15 protein-coding genes are annotated in these 15712 nt (G+C 43.3%); 12 read left to right on the forward strand and 3 right to left on the reverse strand.

The window, feature by feature from the left end; translation table 11 throughout:
* Nucleotides 1-23 precede the first annotated feature (23 nt).
* From typA to BLS69_RS02600, 4 genes are all read left to right on the forward strand, one after another.
* Complete coding sequence (gene typA, locus BLS69_RS02585; RefSeq protein WP_091028450.1) at nt 24-1868, forward strand: translational GTPase TypA; 1845 nt, start codon at nt 24-26, stop codon at nt 1866-1868.
* 299 nt (nt 1869-2167) lie between these two features.
* Entirely contained in the window at nt 2168-2464 is a 297-nt protein-coding gene (locus tag BLS69_RS02590) for a YlaH-like family protein (RefSeq protein ID WP_036614990.1), read from the forward strand.
* Nucleotides 2465-2554: 90 nt separating this feature from the next.
* A complete protein-coding gene (locus BLS69_RS02595; protein WP_091028452.1) occupies nt 2555-3616 on the forward strand; it encodes an LCP family protein in 1062 nt (353 codons plus the stop codon).
* Nucleotides 3617-3714: 98 nt separating this feature from the next.
* Nucleotides 3715-4167 carry a pyridoxamine 5'-phosphate oxidase family protein gene (locus BLS69_RS02600; RefSeq protein WP_091028455.1) on the forward strand — a complete coding sequence of 151 codons (453 nt, stop codon included), beginning with the start codon at nt 3715-3717 and terminating at the stop codon, nt 4165-4167.
* Nucleotides 4168-4174: 7 nt separating this feature from the next.
* Here the strand turns inward: BLS69_RS02600 and BLS69_RS02605 are convergent, their stop codons facing one another.
* On the reverse strand, nt 4175-4870 hold the full coding sequence (locus BLS69_RS02605; RefSeq protein WP_091028458.1) for a YhcN/YlaJ family sporulation lipoprotein: 696 nt from the start codon (nt 4868-4870) through the stop codon (nt 4175-4177).
* Between the two features lie 152 nt (nt 4871-5022).
* On the opposite strand from BLS69_RS02605, the gene BLS69_RS02610 reads away from it, so the two are divergent.
* Both BLS69_RS02610 and BLS69_RS02615 read left to right on the forward strand, forming a co-directional pair.
* A complete protein-coding gene (locus tag BLS69_RS02610) occupies nt 5023-6357 on the forward strand; it encodes a PhoH family protein (protein WP_024628438.1) in 1335 nt (444 codons plus the stop codon).
* Between the two features lie 221 nt (nt 6358-6578).
* Nucleotides 6579-7850, forward strand: a complete 1272-nt coding sequence (locus BLS69_RS02615; protein WP_091028460.1) for an ABC transporter substrate-binding protein — start codon at nt 6579-6581, stop codon at nt 7848-7850.
* A gap of 2 nt (nt 7851-7852) precedes the next feature.
* Here BLS69_RS02615 and BLS69_RS02620 read toward each other — a convergent pair whose 3' ends face one another.
* Together BLS69_RS02620 and BLS69_RS02625 are read right to left on the reverse strand one after the other, a co-directional pair.
* Complete coding sequence (locus BLS69_RS02620) at nt 7853-8932, reverse strand: coiled-coil domain-containing protein (protein WP_091028462.1); 1080 nt, start codon at nt 8930-8932, stop codon at nt 7853-7855.
* A gap of 184 nt (nt 8933-9116) precedes the next feature.
* The gene (locus BLS69_RS02625; RefSeq protein WP_017687281.1) at nt 9117-9353 is read right to left on the reverse strand and encodes a DUF2626 domain-containing protein; all 237 of its coding nucleotides are present in this window, start codon (nt 9351-9353) and stop codon (nt 9117-9119) included.
* Nucleotides 9354-9667: 314 nt separating this feature from the next.
* On the opposite strand from BLS69_RS02625, the gene BLS69_RS02630 reads away from it, so the two are divergent.
* The 6 genes from BLS69_RS02630 to BLS69_RS02655 all read left to right on the forward strand — a co-directional run bounded on the left by BLS69_RS02630 (nt 9668) and on the right by BLS69_RS02655 (nt 15704).
* Complete coding sequence (locus BLS69_RS02630; protein ID WP_076211575.1) at nt 9668-10318, forward strand: RsfA family transcriptional regulator; 651 nt, start codon at nt 9668-9670, stop codon at nt 10316-10318.
* A 150-nt stretch (nt 10319-10468) separates the two neighbouring features.
* Entirely contained in the window at nt 10469-11428 is a 960-nt protein-coding gene (locus BLS69_RS02635) for a ketopantoate reductase family protein (protein ID WP_091028464.1), read from the forward strand.
* The gene (locus tag BLS69_RS02640) at nt 11428-11802 is read left to right on the forward strand and encodes a DUF3397 domain-containing protein (protein WP_091028465.1); all 375 of its coding nucleotides are present in this window, start codon (nt 11428-11430) and stop codon (nt 11800-11802) included. Before BLS69_RS02635 ends, BLS69_RS02640 begins: the two co-directional genes overlap by 1 nt.
* A gap of 153 nt (nt 11803-11955) precedes the next feature.
* The gene (locus BLS69_RS02645) at nt 11956-13653 is read left to right on the forward strand and encodes a peptide ABC transporter substrate-binding protein (RefSeq protein WP_091028467.1); all 1698 of its coding nucleotides are present in this window, start codon (nt 11956-11958) and stop codon (nt 13651-13653) included.
* Nucleotides 13654-13842: 189 nt separating this feature from the next.
* Complete coding sequence (locus BLS69_RS02650; protein ID WP_091028468.1) at nt 13843-14775, forward strand: ABC transporter permease; 933 nt, start codon at nt 13843-13845, stop codon at nt 14773-14775.
* A 47-nt stretch (nt 14776-14822) separates the two neighbouring features.
* Entirely contained in the window at nt 14823-15704 is an 882-nt protein-coding gene (locus BLS69_RS02655) for an ABC transporter permease (protein ID WP_371129057.1), read from the forward strand.
* Nucleotides 15705-15712 lie beyond the last annotated feature (8 nt).

Genomic DNA, 15712 nt, shown 5'->3' on the forward strand with positions numbered 1-15712 from the left:
TGGAAAGGATATGGATACAAACCATGCATTCAAGAGAACACATTCGCAATATTGCGATTATTGCCCACGTCGACCACGGGAAAACTACGCTCGTCGACAAGTTGCTCCAGCAATCCGGTACTTTCCGTGATCACGAAACGGTACAGGAGCGCGCAATGGACTCCAACGATTTGGAGCGTGAACGCGGTATTACGATTTTGGCCAAAAACACGGCTATAACTTATAAAGATTATCTGATCAACATTGTGGATACACCAGGACACGCCGACTTCGGTGGTGAAGTGGAACGTATCATGAAAATGGTTGACGGCGTATTGCTCGTTGTTGATGCATATGAAGGCTGTATGCCACAAACGAAGTTTGTACTTCGTAAAGCTCTGGAGCACAACCTGACACCAATCGTTGTTGTTAACAAAATTGACCGTCCAGCGGCTCGCCCGACTGAGGTTATTGATGAAGTATTGGACCTGTTCATTGAACTGGGTGCCAACGATCAACAACTTGAATTCCCTGTTGTATATGCTTCCGCATTGAACGGAACATCCAGCATGGATAATGATCCTGCAAAACAGGATGACAACATGATGGCGATTTACAATACCATCGTTAGTCATATCCCACACCCTACCGAAAATGTTGAAGAACCACTTCAATTCCTCGTTACTTTGATGGACTACAATGAATACCTTGGCCGTATTGCCATTGGTCGTGTTAACCGCGGTGTGATCCGTCAAGGACAATCGGTAACGGTTATTATGCGTGATGGTAAGAGCAAAACTGCACGTATCGAGAAACTGTTCGGTTTCCAAGGTCTCAAACGTATTGAGACGGAAGAAGCAGGAGCAGGCGACATCGTTGCCATTGCAGGAATCAAGGACATCAACATTGGTGAAACCATCGCTGATCCAAACAATCCAGAAGCACTTCCAGTTTTGAAAATTGATGAGCCTACACTGCAAATGACGTTCCTCGTGAACAACAGTCCATTCGCAGGTCGTGAAGGTAAATGGGTAACTTCCCGTAAACTTCGTGAGCGTTTGTTAAAAGAATTGGAAACAGACGTTTCCCTTCGTGTTGACGAAACGGATAGCCCGGATGCATTTGTCGTTTCCGGACGTGGTGAGCTTCACTTGGGTATCCTGATTGAGAATATGCGTCGTGAAGGATATGAATTGCAAGTATCCAAACCAGAAGTTATCGTTAAAGAAGTTGACGGTAAGAAAATGGAACCTCTCGAGCGCTTGTTGATTGATATCCCTGAAGAGAGCATGGGTTCCGTAATGGAGAGCCTGGGCGCACGTAAAGCAGAGATGGTTAACATGGTCAACACAGGTAGTGGTCAAGTTCGTCTGGAGTTCCTGATTCCAGCACGTGGTTTGATCGGATATAGCACCAACTTCCTGACATTGACTCGTGGTTACGGTGTAATGAACCATGCATTTGACAGCTACGCTCCAGTAGTATCCGGTCAAGTGGGTGGACGTCACCAAGGTGTACTGATTTCCACTGAAACGGGTACATCTACGTTCTACGGAATGATGGGCGTTGAGGATCGCGGTACGCTCTTCTTGGAGCCAGGTACTGAAATCTACGAAGGTATGATTGTTGGTGAACATACACGTGACAATGATATCGTTGTTAACATCTGCAAAGAAAAACAACTGACTAACGTTCGTTCTTCCGGTAAAGATGATACGGTTAAAATTAAAACTCCGATTATCTTCTCGTTGGAACAGGCGCTTGAATATCTGAATGAAGATGAATATTGTGAGATTACACCAAAATCTATTCGTCTTCGTAAGAAGATCCTGAATAAATCCGAGCGTGAACGTGCAGAAAAACAACGCAAAATGGCTTCTAAAGCCTAATAACAACAAAATAATATATATAAGTTAGCATTTGATGGAACACAGAAGTTAACGATGTTGCGCACAGTGGAAGTAGTGAAGGGATCGGAATCGATTCTACAGAAGCGAAGCGTTCGCCTTTATCCCCGGATTTTACCCATTGAAAAATGGATCAAAAAAATCTGGGGATAACAGCGATCAAAAGAACGATCCGATACCGGAACGGTCACCTCCGATGTGTGTTTTATTCAGAGTTATCGAAAGGGTTTCACAATAGTTAACTTATATCCTAGCATGAACACGAAAGGAGCTGGCTGTGCATGCAAGCATGGTTCGCATCACACCCGATCGTAGCCTACATCGTCATCTTTGTATTGATTACTTACGTATATAACAAGGTGTTTCGGGTACGTCAGAAATTGCCACTTGGTAAGGAAATCGTTCTCTATATTTTGATGGCGATGGGCACATTCATGCTTCTTATTTTTCAGATCGACAAGCTGCCCATCATTCAATGTTTGTTGGTCGCGGTTGGTTTGATGTTGTTAGTGAGAGTGCGTTATTTTATTGAAGGTCGTCAAAAGAAAAAAGCGGAAGCTGCCGCTCGAAACTCATAAATCCTGTCTTGTACAGACCATCCGTTTTCCTTAGGGAAAGCGGTTGTCTTTTATTTAGACAAAAACAGATGTGATAAAGGTGTTGAAGATATGAACTCAAATTCGAACGGACTGCCTCCACGGAGACCGGCACCAACGCAATCCGGTGCTTCTGGATCGAAGAATGGCAAGGGCAAGCAGCCTAAGAAGAAAAAGAGAATGAATGCTTTTGGCAGAATCCTTTTAAGTCTATTGGTTATTGCCATTGTGGTAGGCGGTGGATATGCGTACTGGGTATACAATCAAGTCGTGGATACAGGCATCGATAAACCGGTACCTCCCGGGATGTCAGCCACAACCAAACCGATCACGATGCTGTTATTAGGCACAGATAACCGTCCTGAAACTGGCACATATCTCTCGGATGTTGTTATGGTGGCTTCGTTGAATCCGGAGACCAAGACGGCAACCATTGTATCATTGCCTCGAGACACGCGTATTCAATTGGATGGGTACAAATCCAACAAGCTGAATTCCTATTATCCAAGATTCAAAGCACAGGAAAAAACCACTGGCAAAAATGCAGAGGATCAGATGAAAGAAATGATGGGCAAGTATTTGGATGTAGATATTAATTATACAACCGTCCTGAATTTCCAGGCATTCCGTGATGCTGTCAATGCAGTGGGTGGCGTGGATGTGACTGTGGATAAAAATATGTGTTATAGAGATACAGCCGATGGTACAGATATCAATCTGGTCGCAGGCGCACAACATCTCGATGGTAAAGCAGCACTAGATTTTGTTCGTTACCGCAAATCCAATTGTAATCCAAAGACTGATGAATCCAATGACTTTGATCGTAACAAACGTCAAAACCAAGTGCTGAACTCCATGCTGGATCAGATGAAATCTCTTGGGGGCATTACAAAGATCAGCAAAGTGATTGGTGCAGTTGACAAGAATATGACGACAGATGTGGAATCGGAACAAATGAAAAACTTTATCTCGACGTATTGGAACATTTCCACCTCGGATGTACATTATACTCCGGTTACCGGAGAGTGGAGAAGTCCATATGTGTATATTAATGAGACGGAACTCGCCAATGCCAAGCAGGCTTTACAAGATACTCTTTCAGGTAAAGTAACGGCTTCACCTTCAGGCGAATAACCTTCATTCTTTTGGGATTGGAAGCACGTTAATCGGTATGCTATAATAACATAAACCAAGTACAAGAATTGCATAAAGAAGGTTAGGGGGCTGGTTGAATGTCCGAAGCCGTCACACAATTAACTGAATCTCTTTTACAGCAATTCAAGAATGAGACCTTTGTGCTTCTGAGCACAGTGGATGTAGAATCCAGAGGTCCGACTTCAACAGCCATCTCCTGGATTTATGCGGAGAATGCTTCTACTTTTCGTTTAGCGATCGATCATCGTTCACGTTTAGTGAATAACTTGATTACTAATCCGCTCATTACGGTGACTGTCTTTGGAGAAGAGACGGTGTACGCAGTGAACGGACGTGCTGTGGTACGACAAGATCCGCTGCAGGACGTTCCATTTAATATGTGCTGTTTCGACATTACAATTGAAGCGGTGAGGAATGCTCTGTTTTACGGCGCTCAATTGTCCTCTGTGCCTCAATACGTCAAAATATATGATCAGCGTGCCGCTGAGAAATTAGATGAGCAGGTTTTTGCTGCCATGAAAAAAGCCTAGTGATAGATCACTGGGCTTTTTGTTGTCTTTTGTCAGATGAATGCAGCTGCTGCATTTGTTGTTTTTGATTCACGTTTTCATCCGGATTTTGACGGACTTTGACGTCTTTCGGGAGTTGAGGGATAATTCGTCCCACCATGTCAGCAAGTTCTGAAGCAAAACCGGAGATGGGGTGCCCTTGACGAATATGTTCACCGATTTCTTTAATTCGTTCAGTGACATCTGCATCAGCAGTAACGATGGAATCTACACCTTCGGGGTCTTTGCGAAGTGCCTCGGCAACAGCGTACTTAATGGTACCAACCCGAGCACGTTCCAGTTCACCATCAACATCGATGCCAACTACGGCTGTATTACCGAGTATGACGCAGTTCGCATCTTCAACACCTTCCACTTGCTTGGCAAGGGCTTTAAGGTGATTGATTCGTTTTTCATTGGGCATCCGGCCACTCTGTGCATCATCCGCAATGTTGGTATCATGGACTTCACCTGTATTCTCATTGAGGCGGTCCAAACGTGAAGGATTCATCCGATCTTCCTGTGCATTGAGCATGTGAGATCCTTTCCCTTGATCTTGCTGAGTTGTTACATTTCCTCCGTAACCTTTCGCATGTGACCCTTGATTCGGCGAAGCGCTGCGTGTGGAACTGTTGCAACCTGTAAGTATAAAGATCAGAAGCAGCGTGCAAACCCATATTTTCATAAATGTTCATCCTTTCTCGGAGTTTTTCAGAATGGTTGACAATTATTTTGCCCTAGTCGAATACATTTATGTATGGGATCATGATTGTCCATGCCGCTGCTGAAAGATCACACTATCCATGCCTTTAACGACGCCGCTTTGGAGGGGATTGAATGAAAAAGATTTTTGTATTGGATACCAACGTGCTTCTGCATGACCCCAATGCCATATTTGCCTTTGAGGAACATGAGGTAATCATTCCCGCGGTTGTACTGGAGGAGATCGACTCCAAAAAAAGAAATGCCGATGAAATTGGGCGTAATGCCCGTAATGTATCCAGACTGTTAGACGGATTACGTGAGCTGGGTCACTTGCACAGTGGGGTACCTTTGGCTAATGGAGGTAACCTGAAAGTAGAGCTAAATCATCGGAGTTTCGTGAAAGTTCAGGAAATGTTTGGTGAAGTGTCCAACGATAATCGCATTTTGGCTGTCGCACTGAATTATCAGATTGAGGAGAATGAAAAGGAAGTAGTCGAACGTCAGGTCGTGCTTGTCAGTAAAGATGTACTTGTGCGTATCAAAGCGGATGTACTTGGTCTGTTCACACAGGATTACTTATCAGATCGGACGGCAGGACTCAGTGAGTTATATCCAGGTTATACGGCCCTTAAAGTTCATCCGTCAGTGATTGATGAGTTTTACACATATCGTTTTTTACCGATCAAACCGTTACAGTTGTCTTATTCGTTGTATCCGAATGAATTTGTCATTCTCAAGGATGAGATGGGAACCAATAAATCGGCTTTGCTTAAAGTCAATACAGAGGGAACAAAGCTGGAGCCGCTTTTCCTCAGTAATGATAATGTCTGGGGTATTAGCGCACGTAACGCACAACAACGCATGGCATTGGAACTGCTTTTAAATGATGACATCCCGCTTGTTACCATCACAGGTAAAGCTGGAACAGGGAAAACCTTGCTGGCACTTGCAGCAGGTCTACTAAAGGTAGAGGATGATCATAAATACAAAAAACTGTTGATCGCTCGTCCTGTCGTTCCCATGGGGAAAGATATCGGTTACTTGCCTGGTGAGAAAGAAGAAAAACTTCGTCCATGGATGCAGCCGATTTATGATAATCTGGAGTTTTTGTTTGACACCAAAAAAGCCGGAGATATCGATAAAATTCTAATGGGGCTTGGCAGTATCCAGGTGGAGGCCTTAACGTATATACGTGGAAGATCGATACCTGGACAGTTTATTATTATTGATGAAGCTCAGAACCTCTCCCGCCATGAAGTGAAGACCATTGTATCAAGGGTCGGTGAAGGCAGTAAGATTATTTTGATGGGAGACCCCGAACAGATAGACCATCCGTATCTTGATTCTGCCAGTAACGGCCTGACGTATATCGTGGAACGATTCAAACAAGAGGGAATTAGCGGACACATCATGCTCGAAAAAGGAGAACGGTCCAAGCTGGCACAGCTTGCAGCTGATTTATTGTAATATTTAGGGGATTTATTTCCCGGAAAATGTTGTTATTAAAGCCGGCTCCTGGAGCCGGCTTTTTGCTGAAAAAATAAGTAAGCGTTATTACACAGAACTCGATATGCTCGTATTATGCAAAAATCCTAAAAAGTGTTTTTCGGCAGGGTAGGACAAGAGTACTACTTATTTGTTACAATAATTGCTGCAGGAAAAAACTAGGTGAACAGGGAGGGAAGTTAATGAAGCGTAGACATCAGGTTGTTTTATTCGCGGTATTGCTGCTTTCGTTAACGATCTTGTCACCAAGTTTTGACTTTAGAGGTTCGCAGCTCAATCAGGAACGCGATCAGGAAAAGGATGCTTTTCCTGGGTCTTCGTCCCGTAATGAAGATGCTCAAGCTCCGCTGGAGGTTGTAGTGGCCATGTCGGATGAAGAGTTTCAAGCCTTTCAAAAAATAGCCAAAGAAGTTGCTGCTTCCCAGCTGGTAGAAATTAATCTTCGGAATGAGAAGCCGGATACATATAAGCATGTTTTGGATCTTGAATTTTCACTGGGGGAGAACGGTGATGTTGTTCTACTTGATAGTGAGGAAGTGCAATACTATGCCCAAAAAGGGTACCTGTATCCGTTAAACGGAACAACTTTATCGAAGTCGCTAGGAGATACGGTAGTTGGGTTACGGGGAATGACAGAGTGGAATGGTTATCAGTGGGGAATGCCTTTTGATTTTGATCCGTACATTCTGGCTGCACAATCTTCATTTCTGAAGAGAGCTGGTCTGGAGTCATTACCTCGAAATAAAGATCAGTGGGTCAAACTTACTCAACAAGCCATTGCGGAAGGCATCCCTTTAATTACAATGAACATCAATGATATGTACGGGACGAATGCGTGGCTGAATCATTTGGAACCGAGAATGGCACCAGATCAAGTTAAACGAACACAAATAGATTCGCAAACGGGGGATCTTCAGCAGGGGATTCAGTTGATGAATCAGATTCAGCCCCTTATTAGGCTTAAGTCTACCAATCCAGGTTTCTTTCCAACTGCTGACCAAAACGACACACCGATGGTTGTATCATTGTTATCTCAATTATTGAATGCGGATCAAGCGAGTACAGTTGATAAAGATTCTTTGGAGCAGATTTCTTTGGAAACCTTGGAAACTGTAAACTCCAGAAGCCTTGTCATTACTGCGGGTTCGGTTGAGGCTGAGGAGGCCAGTAGATGGATTGAAGGAATGACCTCTGCTACGACACAGCTGAAATGGTACCAACAGGTCAACCGGTTGCCCGCAAAGCAACAGGAGCTGGATTTGGAGTCTGAGAAACTCGTTGGACCTTATGACATGACAAAGGGACAATCATGGTTCTCAACCACCCAAGATGTCCCCGCTGCAACGACCAAAAGTCATGCTCTAATAACTCGTTTTCATAAAAAAGTACAACAATTCCTAAAGGGAGAAATTACAGCGAATCAATACGTAGACAGTATTAGAACGACGAACTAACTTTAAAAGGATATAGCTAGTTTTACTTCCAGTACGCCTTCACTTGTTGAAACATCGGTTGCTTTAACAAACGACATGATTTTCTGTGGATAGAACCCAAGGTCAAATTCTCTTTCCAGCATTCGGCGAGTGGTATCTGGTAGTTCAAGCTGGTTGAATACAAGTTTGTCCACATGAAAACGAATGGAGTTTTGAGGTTCATTTTCTACCGTATAATGTCCTTCAATGCTTAATTGCAATTGATCCCGCTGACCGGAAGCTATAATCTTATCCTGGTTAAACTGAAAGGCAAAGTCTTCAAAGATTGGATTTTGGGAACGTAGAAATGCATTAAGCTCATCCTGCCCAATTCGGATCGTATACGTTGTTCCAGTCGTGGATATACCTCCGTTTTGTTTTTGGATAAAATCGGGCAGGTTCTGCATGGCAGATGCCAATGCTTTGAAATATCGTTTCACCTCATAGATGCCGATATTCTCCCAATAAAGGGTCAGTTCATCCATCAGTTTCTGAATCGCTGCCGCATCTCCGCTGGTGGCTATTTGGGCATCCATTTCTTTTTGCAAGGTGACTACACGTTCCCGCTGGTTTTGAAGATTAGTCTTCATTTCGGTTAATTCTGTTGTAGTCTGACGAATCTGAGTGGAAGTCTGTTGCAGGTTGCGATAACGGTCCTGATACTTGTCCAGCACAGCCTGATCCCGTCCGATAATAATCTGGTAATAATCATACAGTACGAACAAATCTTTGAATGACCTGGCTCCCAGGACGGTCATGAGGAGGCTGTCTCGTTCTCCTGTGTAGTAGGACCTTACTACAGCTCCGGCCCTATCTTGCTGAATATGTATCTGTTCTTCCTGTTCCTGAAGCTGGACGGATAATGTCTCGTATTGTTGAGCCAGCTGCTTCTGCCTTTCGGCGATGCGTTCGATTTCGTGATCGATTTCAACAATAGATAGACTTTTTTGCAATATCTCACGTGTATCCTCAGGGGAAGACTCTCCATAGGCATGGGCTAAAGGTAGCTGGAGGAATAAAATGATGCATAATATAAAGGCGGCAATGCCGTATTGACGATTCACCTATCCATTCTCCTTTCCACTTCTTAAATGACAATCGTACAGGCTTGTTGTCTTCCAGACAATATATGAAACAAATACGTGAAATATCCTTAGTGGTTACATAACACCACGAACAATCATTTAGTCTGAACACAACAAAAAAGCAACCCGACAGATATCGGATCACTTTGATGCTGCAGGTGGATTAGAGCGGCAACCCCATTTCGAATACGGTCCAGTAGCTGAACCCCGTGAATGTTACGATCATATAACCCCAGAAGAGCAATATGTACGTTCGCTCGGTAAATTTCAAGTATCCCAAAATGACAAAAAACGCAGTCTGCAGGAAAAAAAGCAAAGCCATTTCGACCAGATCTCCCGCAAAAGCCATCAGGCCAATTGCAAGCGTGAAGAACCCGAGTACCCGAAACATGCGTGCCACGGTAAATCCTCCTCTCCTAAGTACGTTCATAGATTGTCTACACAACATTATACCGGGAAAGGAAAAACGTGTAAACAAATTTGGATATGAAAGCGAATTCTTTTTTTGCTCAATGTAAGTATAGAGGGATATGTTTTACGTATGTCACGTATGAGCAAGCCTGAATGTGGAAATACATTTTAGTATGAAATCAATTCTATGAACTCTATGAGAGGCATAAGAATGAATGAAGCAGCTTTTATACCTAATTCACATACCGGGCTTCCGGTAATGCGGACGGTTATTTTAGGATGTTGTTAGGAGGGTATTATAGCATGACTGCAGTGAGACAGGATGCTTGGAGTACAGAGGACGATTTGATATTGGCTGAGGTTACTTTGCGTCATATTCGGGAAGGCAGTACACAATTGGCCGCTTTTGAAGAGGTGGGCGAAAAAATAGGCAGAACATCTGCCGCATGCGGTTTTCGCTGGAACAGTTGTGTACGTAAAAAGTATGATTCTGCCATCAGTAACGCCAAGGCGCAACGACAAAAACGAAGTTATCTCAGAAAGCAGCCAGCTATGCTCGGACCGCAGGTTGCAGCATTGTCTACACTGGACACTGAAGAACATCTGTACAAATCAGATGGGATCTCAGACGATTCATTATCGATGGATGCAGTAATCCGCTTCCTGCGGCAATGGAAGGGAACAGTGCAGGAGAGTAATCGTCAACTCAAGATGCTGGAGAAGGAGCTTCGCGAGAAAGAAGATGAATTGCTTGAACTACGTCTTGAGAATGACCGTCTCTCCAAGGAAGTGAATGAAGTACAGACGGATTACCGTGTGGTGAATGACGACTACAAAGCTTTGATTCAGATTATGGATCGGGCTCGCAGACTCGCATTTTTGTCCGAAGAAGAAGAGGAACTTAAGACACGTTTCAAGATGGATGCCAACGGGAATCTGGAACGAATTGAATAACAAGTTCAGACATTTGATTTGTGAAAGTCAGGTATGAACCCGCCACACCTCCGTTACACAACGGCAGGTATGACGGGTTTTTAGTTTGGTGTTTTTGTTCTATTATAGATAATAGAAGAGCAACTACTGAAGCGGAGAGGAGTGCATCATATGATCATTGACATCGTAGGAGCGGGGGCACTGGGTCTTTTGTATGGCGGGAAACTGCTGGCGTCAGGTAACCAGGTCAGATTTTGGACGAGAACAACAGCTCAGGCTGACCTCCTCAGCCATAATGGAGTAACCATTGTGGAACGTGGCGAGGAGATACATATTCTACCGGATCAAATACAGGCGAAACCTATAAGTGAGCTGGCTGACACATGGAAGAACACACCAGGAGAATGGTTGCTGCTCATGATTAAGCAGACAAGCATTGATGATTTCATTCATGAGATTAGTCCATTACAAGATCATGTGCTGAATATCGCTTGTTTCCAAAATGGGATGGGCCATCTGGCAAAACTTCAAGCAGCTTTGCCAAAGTCGCTTCTGTGTAGTGCGGTTACAACAGAAGGTGCGAAGCGCACACAAAGTCAGGTAACTCGTGCAGGTACAGGTGAAACCAGGCTGGGGAGGTACAACATACATATAGTAGCTTCTACCTCTATAGAGAAGGAGAGAACATTTACTCTGTCGGGATCGTTGCAGCAGGCAGGATTTGACTGTACAGTGTCGAATGAAATCGATAAGCTGATATACAGGAAACTATTGATTAATTCAGTCATTAACCCGCTTACGGCACTATGGCGAATCCCTAATGGAGAACTGATCGTCAAGGAAGAACGAAAGAGGCTAATGCGCCAGTTATATGATGAAGTATTGTTAATCTACTCTGCAAGTGGAATATGTTTGGGTCAGGATATGTGGGATCAACTTATATCGGTCTGTCGTTCTACTGCCACGAATACTTCCTCCATGCTTGCAGATGTTCTCGCTGGACGTGGTACAGAAGTGAGGTCAATTAACGGTCATATTGTAAGAATGGCACAGAAGTTGGACCTTGTTGCACCTACACATGAAATACTGCTTCATCTGATTGAAGGAATGCAACCGGAAGGAGTGAATTAATGGGACTTTTTATTGTGTTGAGCATATTGCCCTTTTTTCCGTTCTTTCTTGTTTATTGGGGAATGTACGTATGGAAAAAAGACAAACGGAACGCCATGCGGATGGCAATGGATGTAACCACTTTTTTTCTTGTTTTTTCAGTATCGGCGTTATTCAACTTAACATTTGATTCGAATTTTGGTTTTTATCTGACACTATTACTCATACTACTAGCACTTGGATTCATCGGAGGTGCGCAAAATCGACTAAAGGGGAAGGTCGATGGGGGGAGAATGTTCCGGGCCGTATGGCGCATGGCCTTCATCATTATGAGTTTCGGGTATGTTTTGTTTACTTTATTTGGATTAATTAGATACTTCATGCAACAGATGTGAGGTTACATAACGCAAAAGGGCTAAAAAATGTGTCGATTTTGTCGAAAACTGAAAAAAACATTACTTTCTGAAAAAGTAATGTAGATTTTTTTGACCGGTGGTTGTATAATCTATAAACATATAAACCATATCAATTTAGGGGGAACGTGTTAGATGAAAAGGAAAAGTCTATTAGTCCTTTTGACGCTGATTTTGGCGTTCGGTACCGTACTTGCAGCGTGCGGATCGAAAAACGAAGGCACAGGTAACACCGATACTGGTTCTGCAAGCGAAGGAAATGGTCTTGCTAAAGATCAAATTCTGAAAATCAACCTGTCAGCTGAACCTCCTACGTTGGACCCGGCTCAAGCAAAAGACAGCCAAACCAACACAGTTTTGAAATTCTTGTATGAAGGTCTTGTACGCATCGATGCTGATGGTAAAGAACAAGCGGGCGTAGCTAAAGACTGGACAATCTCCGAAGATGGTTTGAAATATGTTTTCAACCTGAACCCGGATGCTAAATGGAGCAACGGTGATGCAATCACTGCCGAAGACTTTGTTCGTTCTTGGGAACGTGCTTTGAAACCGGAAACAGCTTCTCCATATGCATACCAATTGTACTATATTAAAGGCGCTGAAGGTTACAACCTCAGCAAAGATGAAACATACAAAGGTACTAAAGTCACAGATTTCTCACAAGTAGGCGTTAAAGCTACTGATGAGCACACATTGGAAGTAACGTTGGAAAACCCAACACCTTACTTCTTGGGTCTGACAGCATTCTACACGTACTACCCAGTACATGCATCTGCTGACACAAATGACAAATTCTTCACAGACTACAAAAACATGATCGTTAACGGACCATTTGTAATGGATCAATACTCCAAAGGTCAAAAAATTGTTGTGAAGAAAAACGATGGTTACCATGCAGCTGCCGATATTAAATTGGCTGAAATCGATATGTCTCTGACGAACAGCAGTGCTTCCGAACTGCAAGCTTACAAATCAGGACAATTGGACTACACTGGTGCACCTAACGGTGAAATTCCATCCGACCAAATTCCTTCTGTAAAAGCGGAATTGCCGGACGAGTTCAAAGCTACTGGTATTGCAAGTACGTACTACTATCAGTTCAACGTAAACGAAGCACCATTTAACAACGTTAAAATCCGTAAAGCATTTGCAATGGCAATTCAACGTCAGCTGATTGTTGACAAAGTTACACAAGGTGGACAAATTCCAGCATTCGGCTTTGTACCTCCAGGTATCCGTGGTGAAAACGGCGAATTCCGTGATGAGCACAAAGACGATTACTTCACAGAAAATGTGGAAGAAGCTAAAGCATTGCTTGCTGAAGGTATGAAAGAAGAAGGTTACACAACATTGCCAGCTGTTACGTTGATCTACAACACTAGTGATGGTCACGCGAAAATCGCTTTGGCGGTTGCTGACATGTGGAAACAAAATCTTGGTGTTGATGTGAAAACAGAAAACCAAGAGTGGGGCGTATTCCTTGAGAACCGTCAAAACCAAAACTTCCAAGTAGCTCGTGCAGGTTGGTCTGCTGACTACAACGATCCATACAACTTCTTGGAAATGTGGACTACTGGAAACACAAACAATGATTCCAAATTCAGCAACGAACAGTATGACAAAGATGTTAAAGACACTGTAAAATCTGCTGATCCAGCTGCACGTATGGCTGCATTTGCTGACGCTGAGAAAATCCTGATTCAAGATGAAATGGGCGTTATGCCAATCTATTACTACACTAACGTATCTTTGACCAAGCCTTACCTGAAAGGCGTACAACTTGATTTCAGTGGAGCTATTGACTTCACGCGTGCATATCTGGAAGAGAAATAAGTTGTTCTGAAGTCTAATATGAATACTTCGGGATATATATGTGGAATTCCATATATATCCCGATTTTTTGTATGTGCACCGATTTTCCTTATAATTCTTGAAATTTCCGATAAATGGATTGGACTTTATTTCTGTCTAATTCTACAATCGATTTGTATACAAAATATTGTTTGTGGAGGTGTGCAAGGGTTGGTTAAGTATGTGTTGAAAAAACTATTATTTATGCTGCTATCGCTTTTCATACTCGCATCTGCAACCTTCTTCCTGATGAAGGCTATTCCGGGTGACCCTTTTACATCCGAGAAAAAAGTATCGCCTGAAATTCGGATTTTGCTGGAACAGAAGTATGGATTGGACAAACCGATGTATGAACAATACCTGAAGTATATGGGTGGAATCCTTAAGGGAGATTTCGGAGTCTCAATGAAATATCTCAATCGAGATGTAGCCGGAATGATCGGCGAAACATTCACCGCTTCGCTGAAGCTTGGAGTGTTTGCAATTGTTATCTCCATTATCGTGGGTGTTTTGCTGGGGCTTATTGCTGCAGTTTACCATCGTAAACTCATTGATGATATCACGATGATCCTCGCTGTTATAGGTATAGCTGTTCCGAGCTTCTTGCTTGCGTCACTATTGCAGTATCTCTTTGCTACTAAATTAGGCTGGTTTAACGTTATGGGCTTTGATGGTCCATTGGATTACGTTCTTCCGGTTGCAGCGCTATCTGCATCTCCGATTGCTTTTATCGCTCGTTTGACGCGTTCGAGCATGCTTGAAGTCTTACATGCAGATTATATCAAAACAGCTAAAGCCAAAGGTCTGAAATGGCCTGCAATTATGTTTAAACACGTTGTAAGAAACGGTATTCTACCAGTAGTAACTTATGTTGGTCCAATGACAGCGAATATCATCACAGGTTCCGTTGTAATTGAACAGATCTTTAACATCGGGGGAATTGGTAAAGTATTCGTAGAGAGTATCACAAACCGTGATTACACTATGATCATGGGGATTACAATTTTCTATGGTATCCTCCTGATGTTGGCTCGTTTCTTTACGGATATCGCTTACGTGCTGATTGATCCTAGAATTAAGCTGGAAAGCCGGAAGGGGGCATAACGTTGTCTGGCACGAATAATAAAAAGAATGAAACGGCGAACACGAACCTGACTAGTCAGGCAGCGGTAAAACCGCAAGAAAGTGTATCCCTTTTTAAAGATGCCATGTACAGACTTGCAACCAATAAGGCTGCTATGATAAGTCTGGGTGTATTGGTTCTTGTCGTGATTTTCTCTTTGATTGGTCCAACTTCTTTGTTTACAAGTTATAATTATTATTCCAATGATTTGTTGAATGCCAATGCAGCGCCGAGTGCGGAGCACTGGTTCGGTACGGACGAGCTTGGTCGTGACGTGTGGGTAAGAACTTGGGTAGGAGCACGTGTATCCCTTACTGTAGGTTTGGCCGCAGCCTTGATTGACCTTGTTATCGGGGTTATTTATGGAGCGATCATGGGTTTCTACGGTGGACGTGTAGATGGAATTATGAACAAGTTTTCCGAAATCCTCTACTCCTTGCCGTACATGCTTGTTGTAATTTTGTTGCTGGTTGTACTGGAACCAAGTCTGACAACGATTATCATTGCCCTCACCATCACAGGCTGGATCAGCATGTCATGGATTGTGCGTGGTGAGATTATGCAACTCAAAAACAGAGACTTTATTCTTGCTGCAAGGTCCATGGGAGCAAGCACAGGGCGTCAATTGTTCCGTCATTTGCTGCCCAATGCAATAGGACCGATTCTTGTAACATTGACATTGTCTATTCCAAATGCAATCTTTGCTGAAGCGTTCCTGAGCTTCCTTGGATTGGGTGTATCAGCACCAAGATCTTCACTTGGTTCTATGATCAATGATGCACTTACAGGCTGGACGCTATTCCCGTGGCGGATGTGGTTCCCAGCAGGTCTAATGGTTCTTACAATGCTTGCATTTAACTTGCTCGGAGACGGTCTGCGTGACGCACTCGATCCGAAATTACGTAAATAGAAACAGGA

The sequence above is a fragment of the Paenibacillus sp. CF095 genome, assembly GCF_900101225.1.
GTDB lineage: Bacteria > Bacillota > Bacilli > Paenibacillales > Paenibacillaceae > Paenibacillus.

What these genes read in the sequence shown, in the direction of transcription:
- typA (WP_091028450.1), top strand. Translation starts at nt 24, where the DNA reads ATGCATTCAAGAGAACACATTCGCAATATTGCGATTATTGCCCACGTC.
- BLS69_RS02590 (WP_036614990.1), top strand. Translation starts at nt 2,168, where the DNA reads ATGCAAGCATGGTTCGCATCACACCCGATCGTAGCCTACATCGTCATC.
- BLS69_RS02595 (WP_091028452.1), top strand. Translation starts at nt 2,555, where the DNA reads ATGAACTCAAATTCGAACGGACTGCCTCCACGGAGACCGGCACCAACG.
- BLS69_RS02600 (WP_091028455.1), top strand. Translation starts at nt 3,715, where the DNA reads ATGTCCGAAGCCGTCACACAATTAACTGAATCTCTTTTACAGCAATTC.
- BLS69_RS02605 (WP_091028458.1), bottom strand. Translation starts at nt 4,870, where the DNA reads ATGAAAATATGGGTTTGCACGCTGCTTCTGATCTTTATACTTACAGGT.
- BLS69_RS02610 (WP_024628438.1), top strand. Translation starts at nt 5,023, where the DNA reads ATGAAAAAGATTTTTGTATTGGATACCAACGTGCTTCTGCATGACCCC.
- BLS69_RS02615 (WP_091028460.1), top strand. Translation starts at nt 6,579, where the DNA reads ATGAAGCGTAGACATCAGGTTGTTTTATTCGCGGTATTGCTGCTTTCG.
- BLS69_RS02630 (WP_076211575.1), top strand. Translation starts at nt 9,668, where the DNA reads ATGACTGCAGTGAGACAGGATGCTTGGAGTACAGAGGACGATTTGATA.
- BLS69_RS02635 (WP_091028464.1), top strand. Translation starts at nt 10,469, where the DNA reads ATGATCATTGACATCGTAGGAGCGGGGGCACTGGGTCTTTTGTATGGC.
- BLS69_RS02640 (WP_091028465.1), top strand. Translation starts at nt 11,428, where the DNA reads ATGGGACTTTTTATTGTGTTGAGCATATTGCCCTTTTTTCCGTTCTTT.
- BLS69_RS02645 (WP_091028467.1), top strand. Translation starts at nt 11,956, where the DNA reads ATGAAAAGGAAAAGTCTATTAGTCCTTTTGACGCTGATTTTGGCGTTC.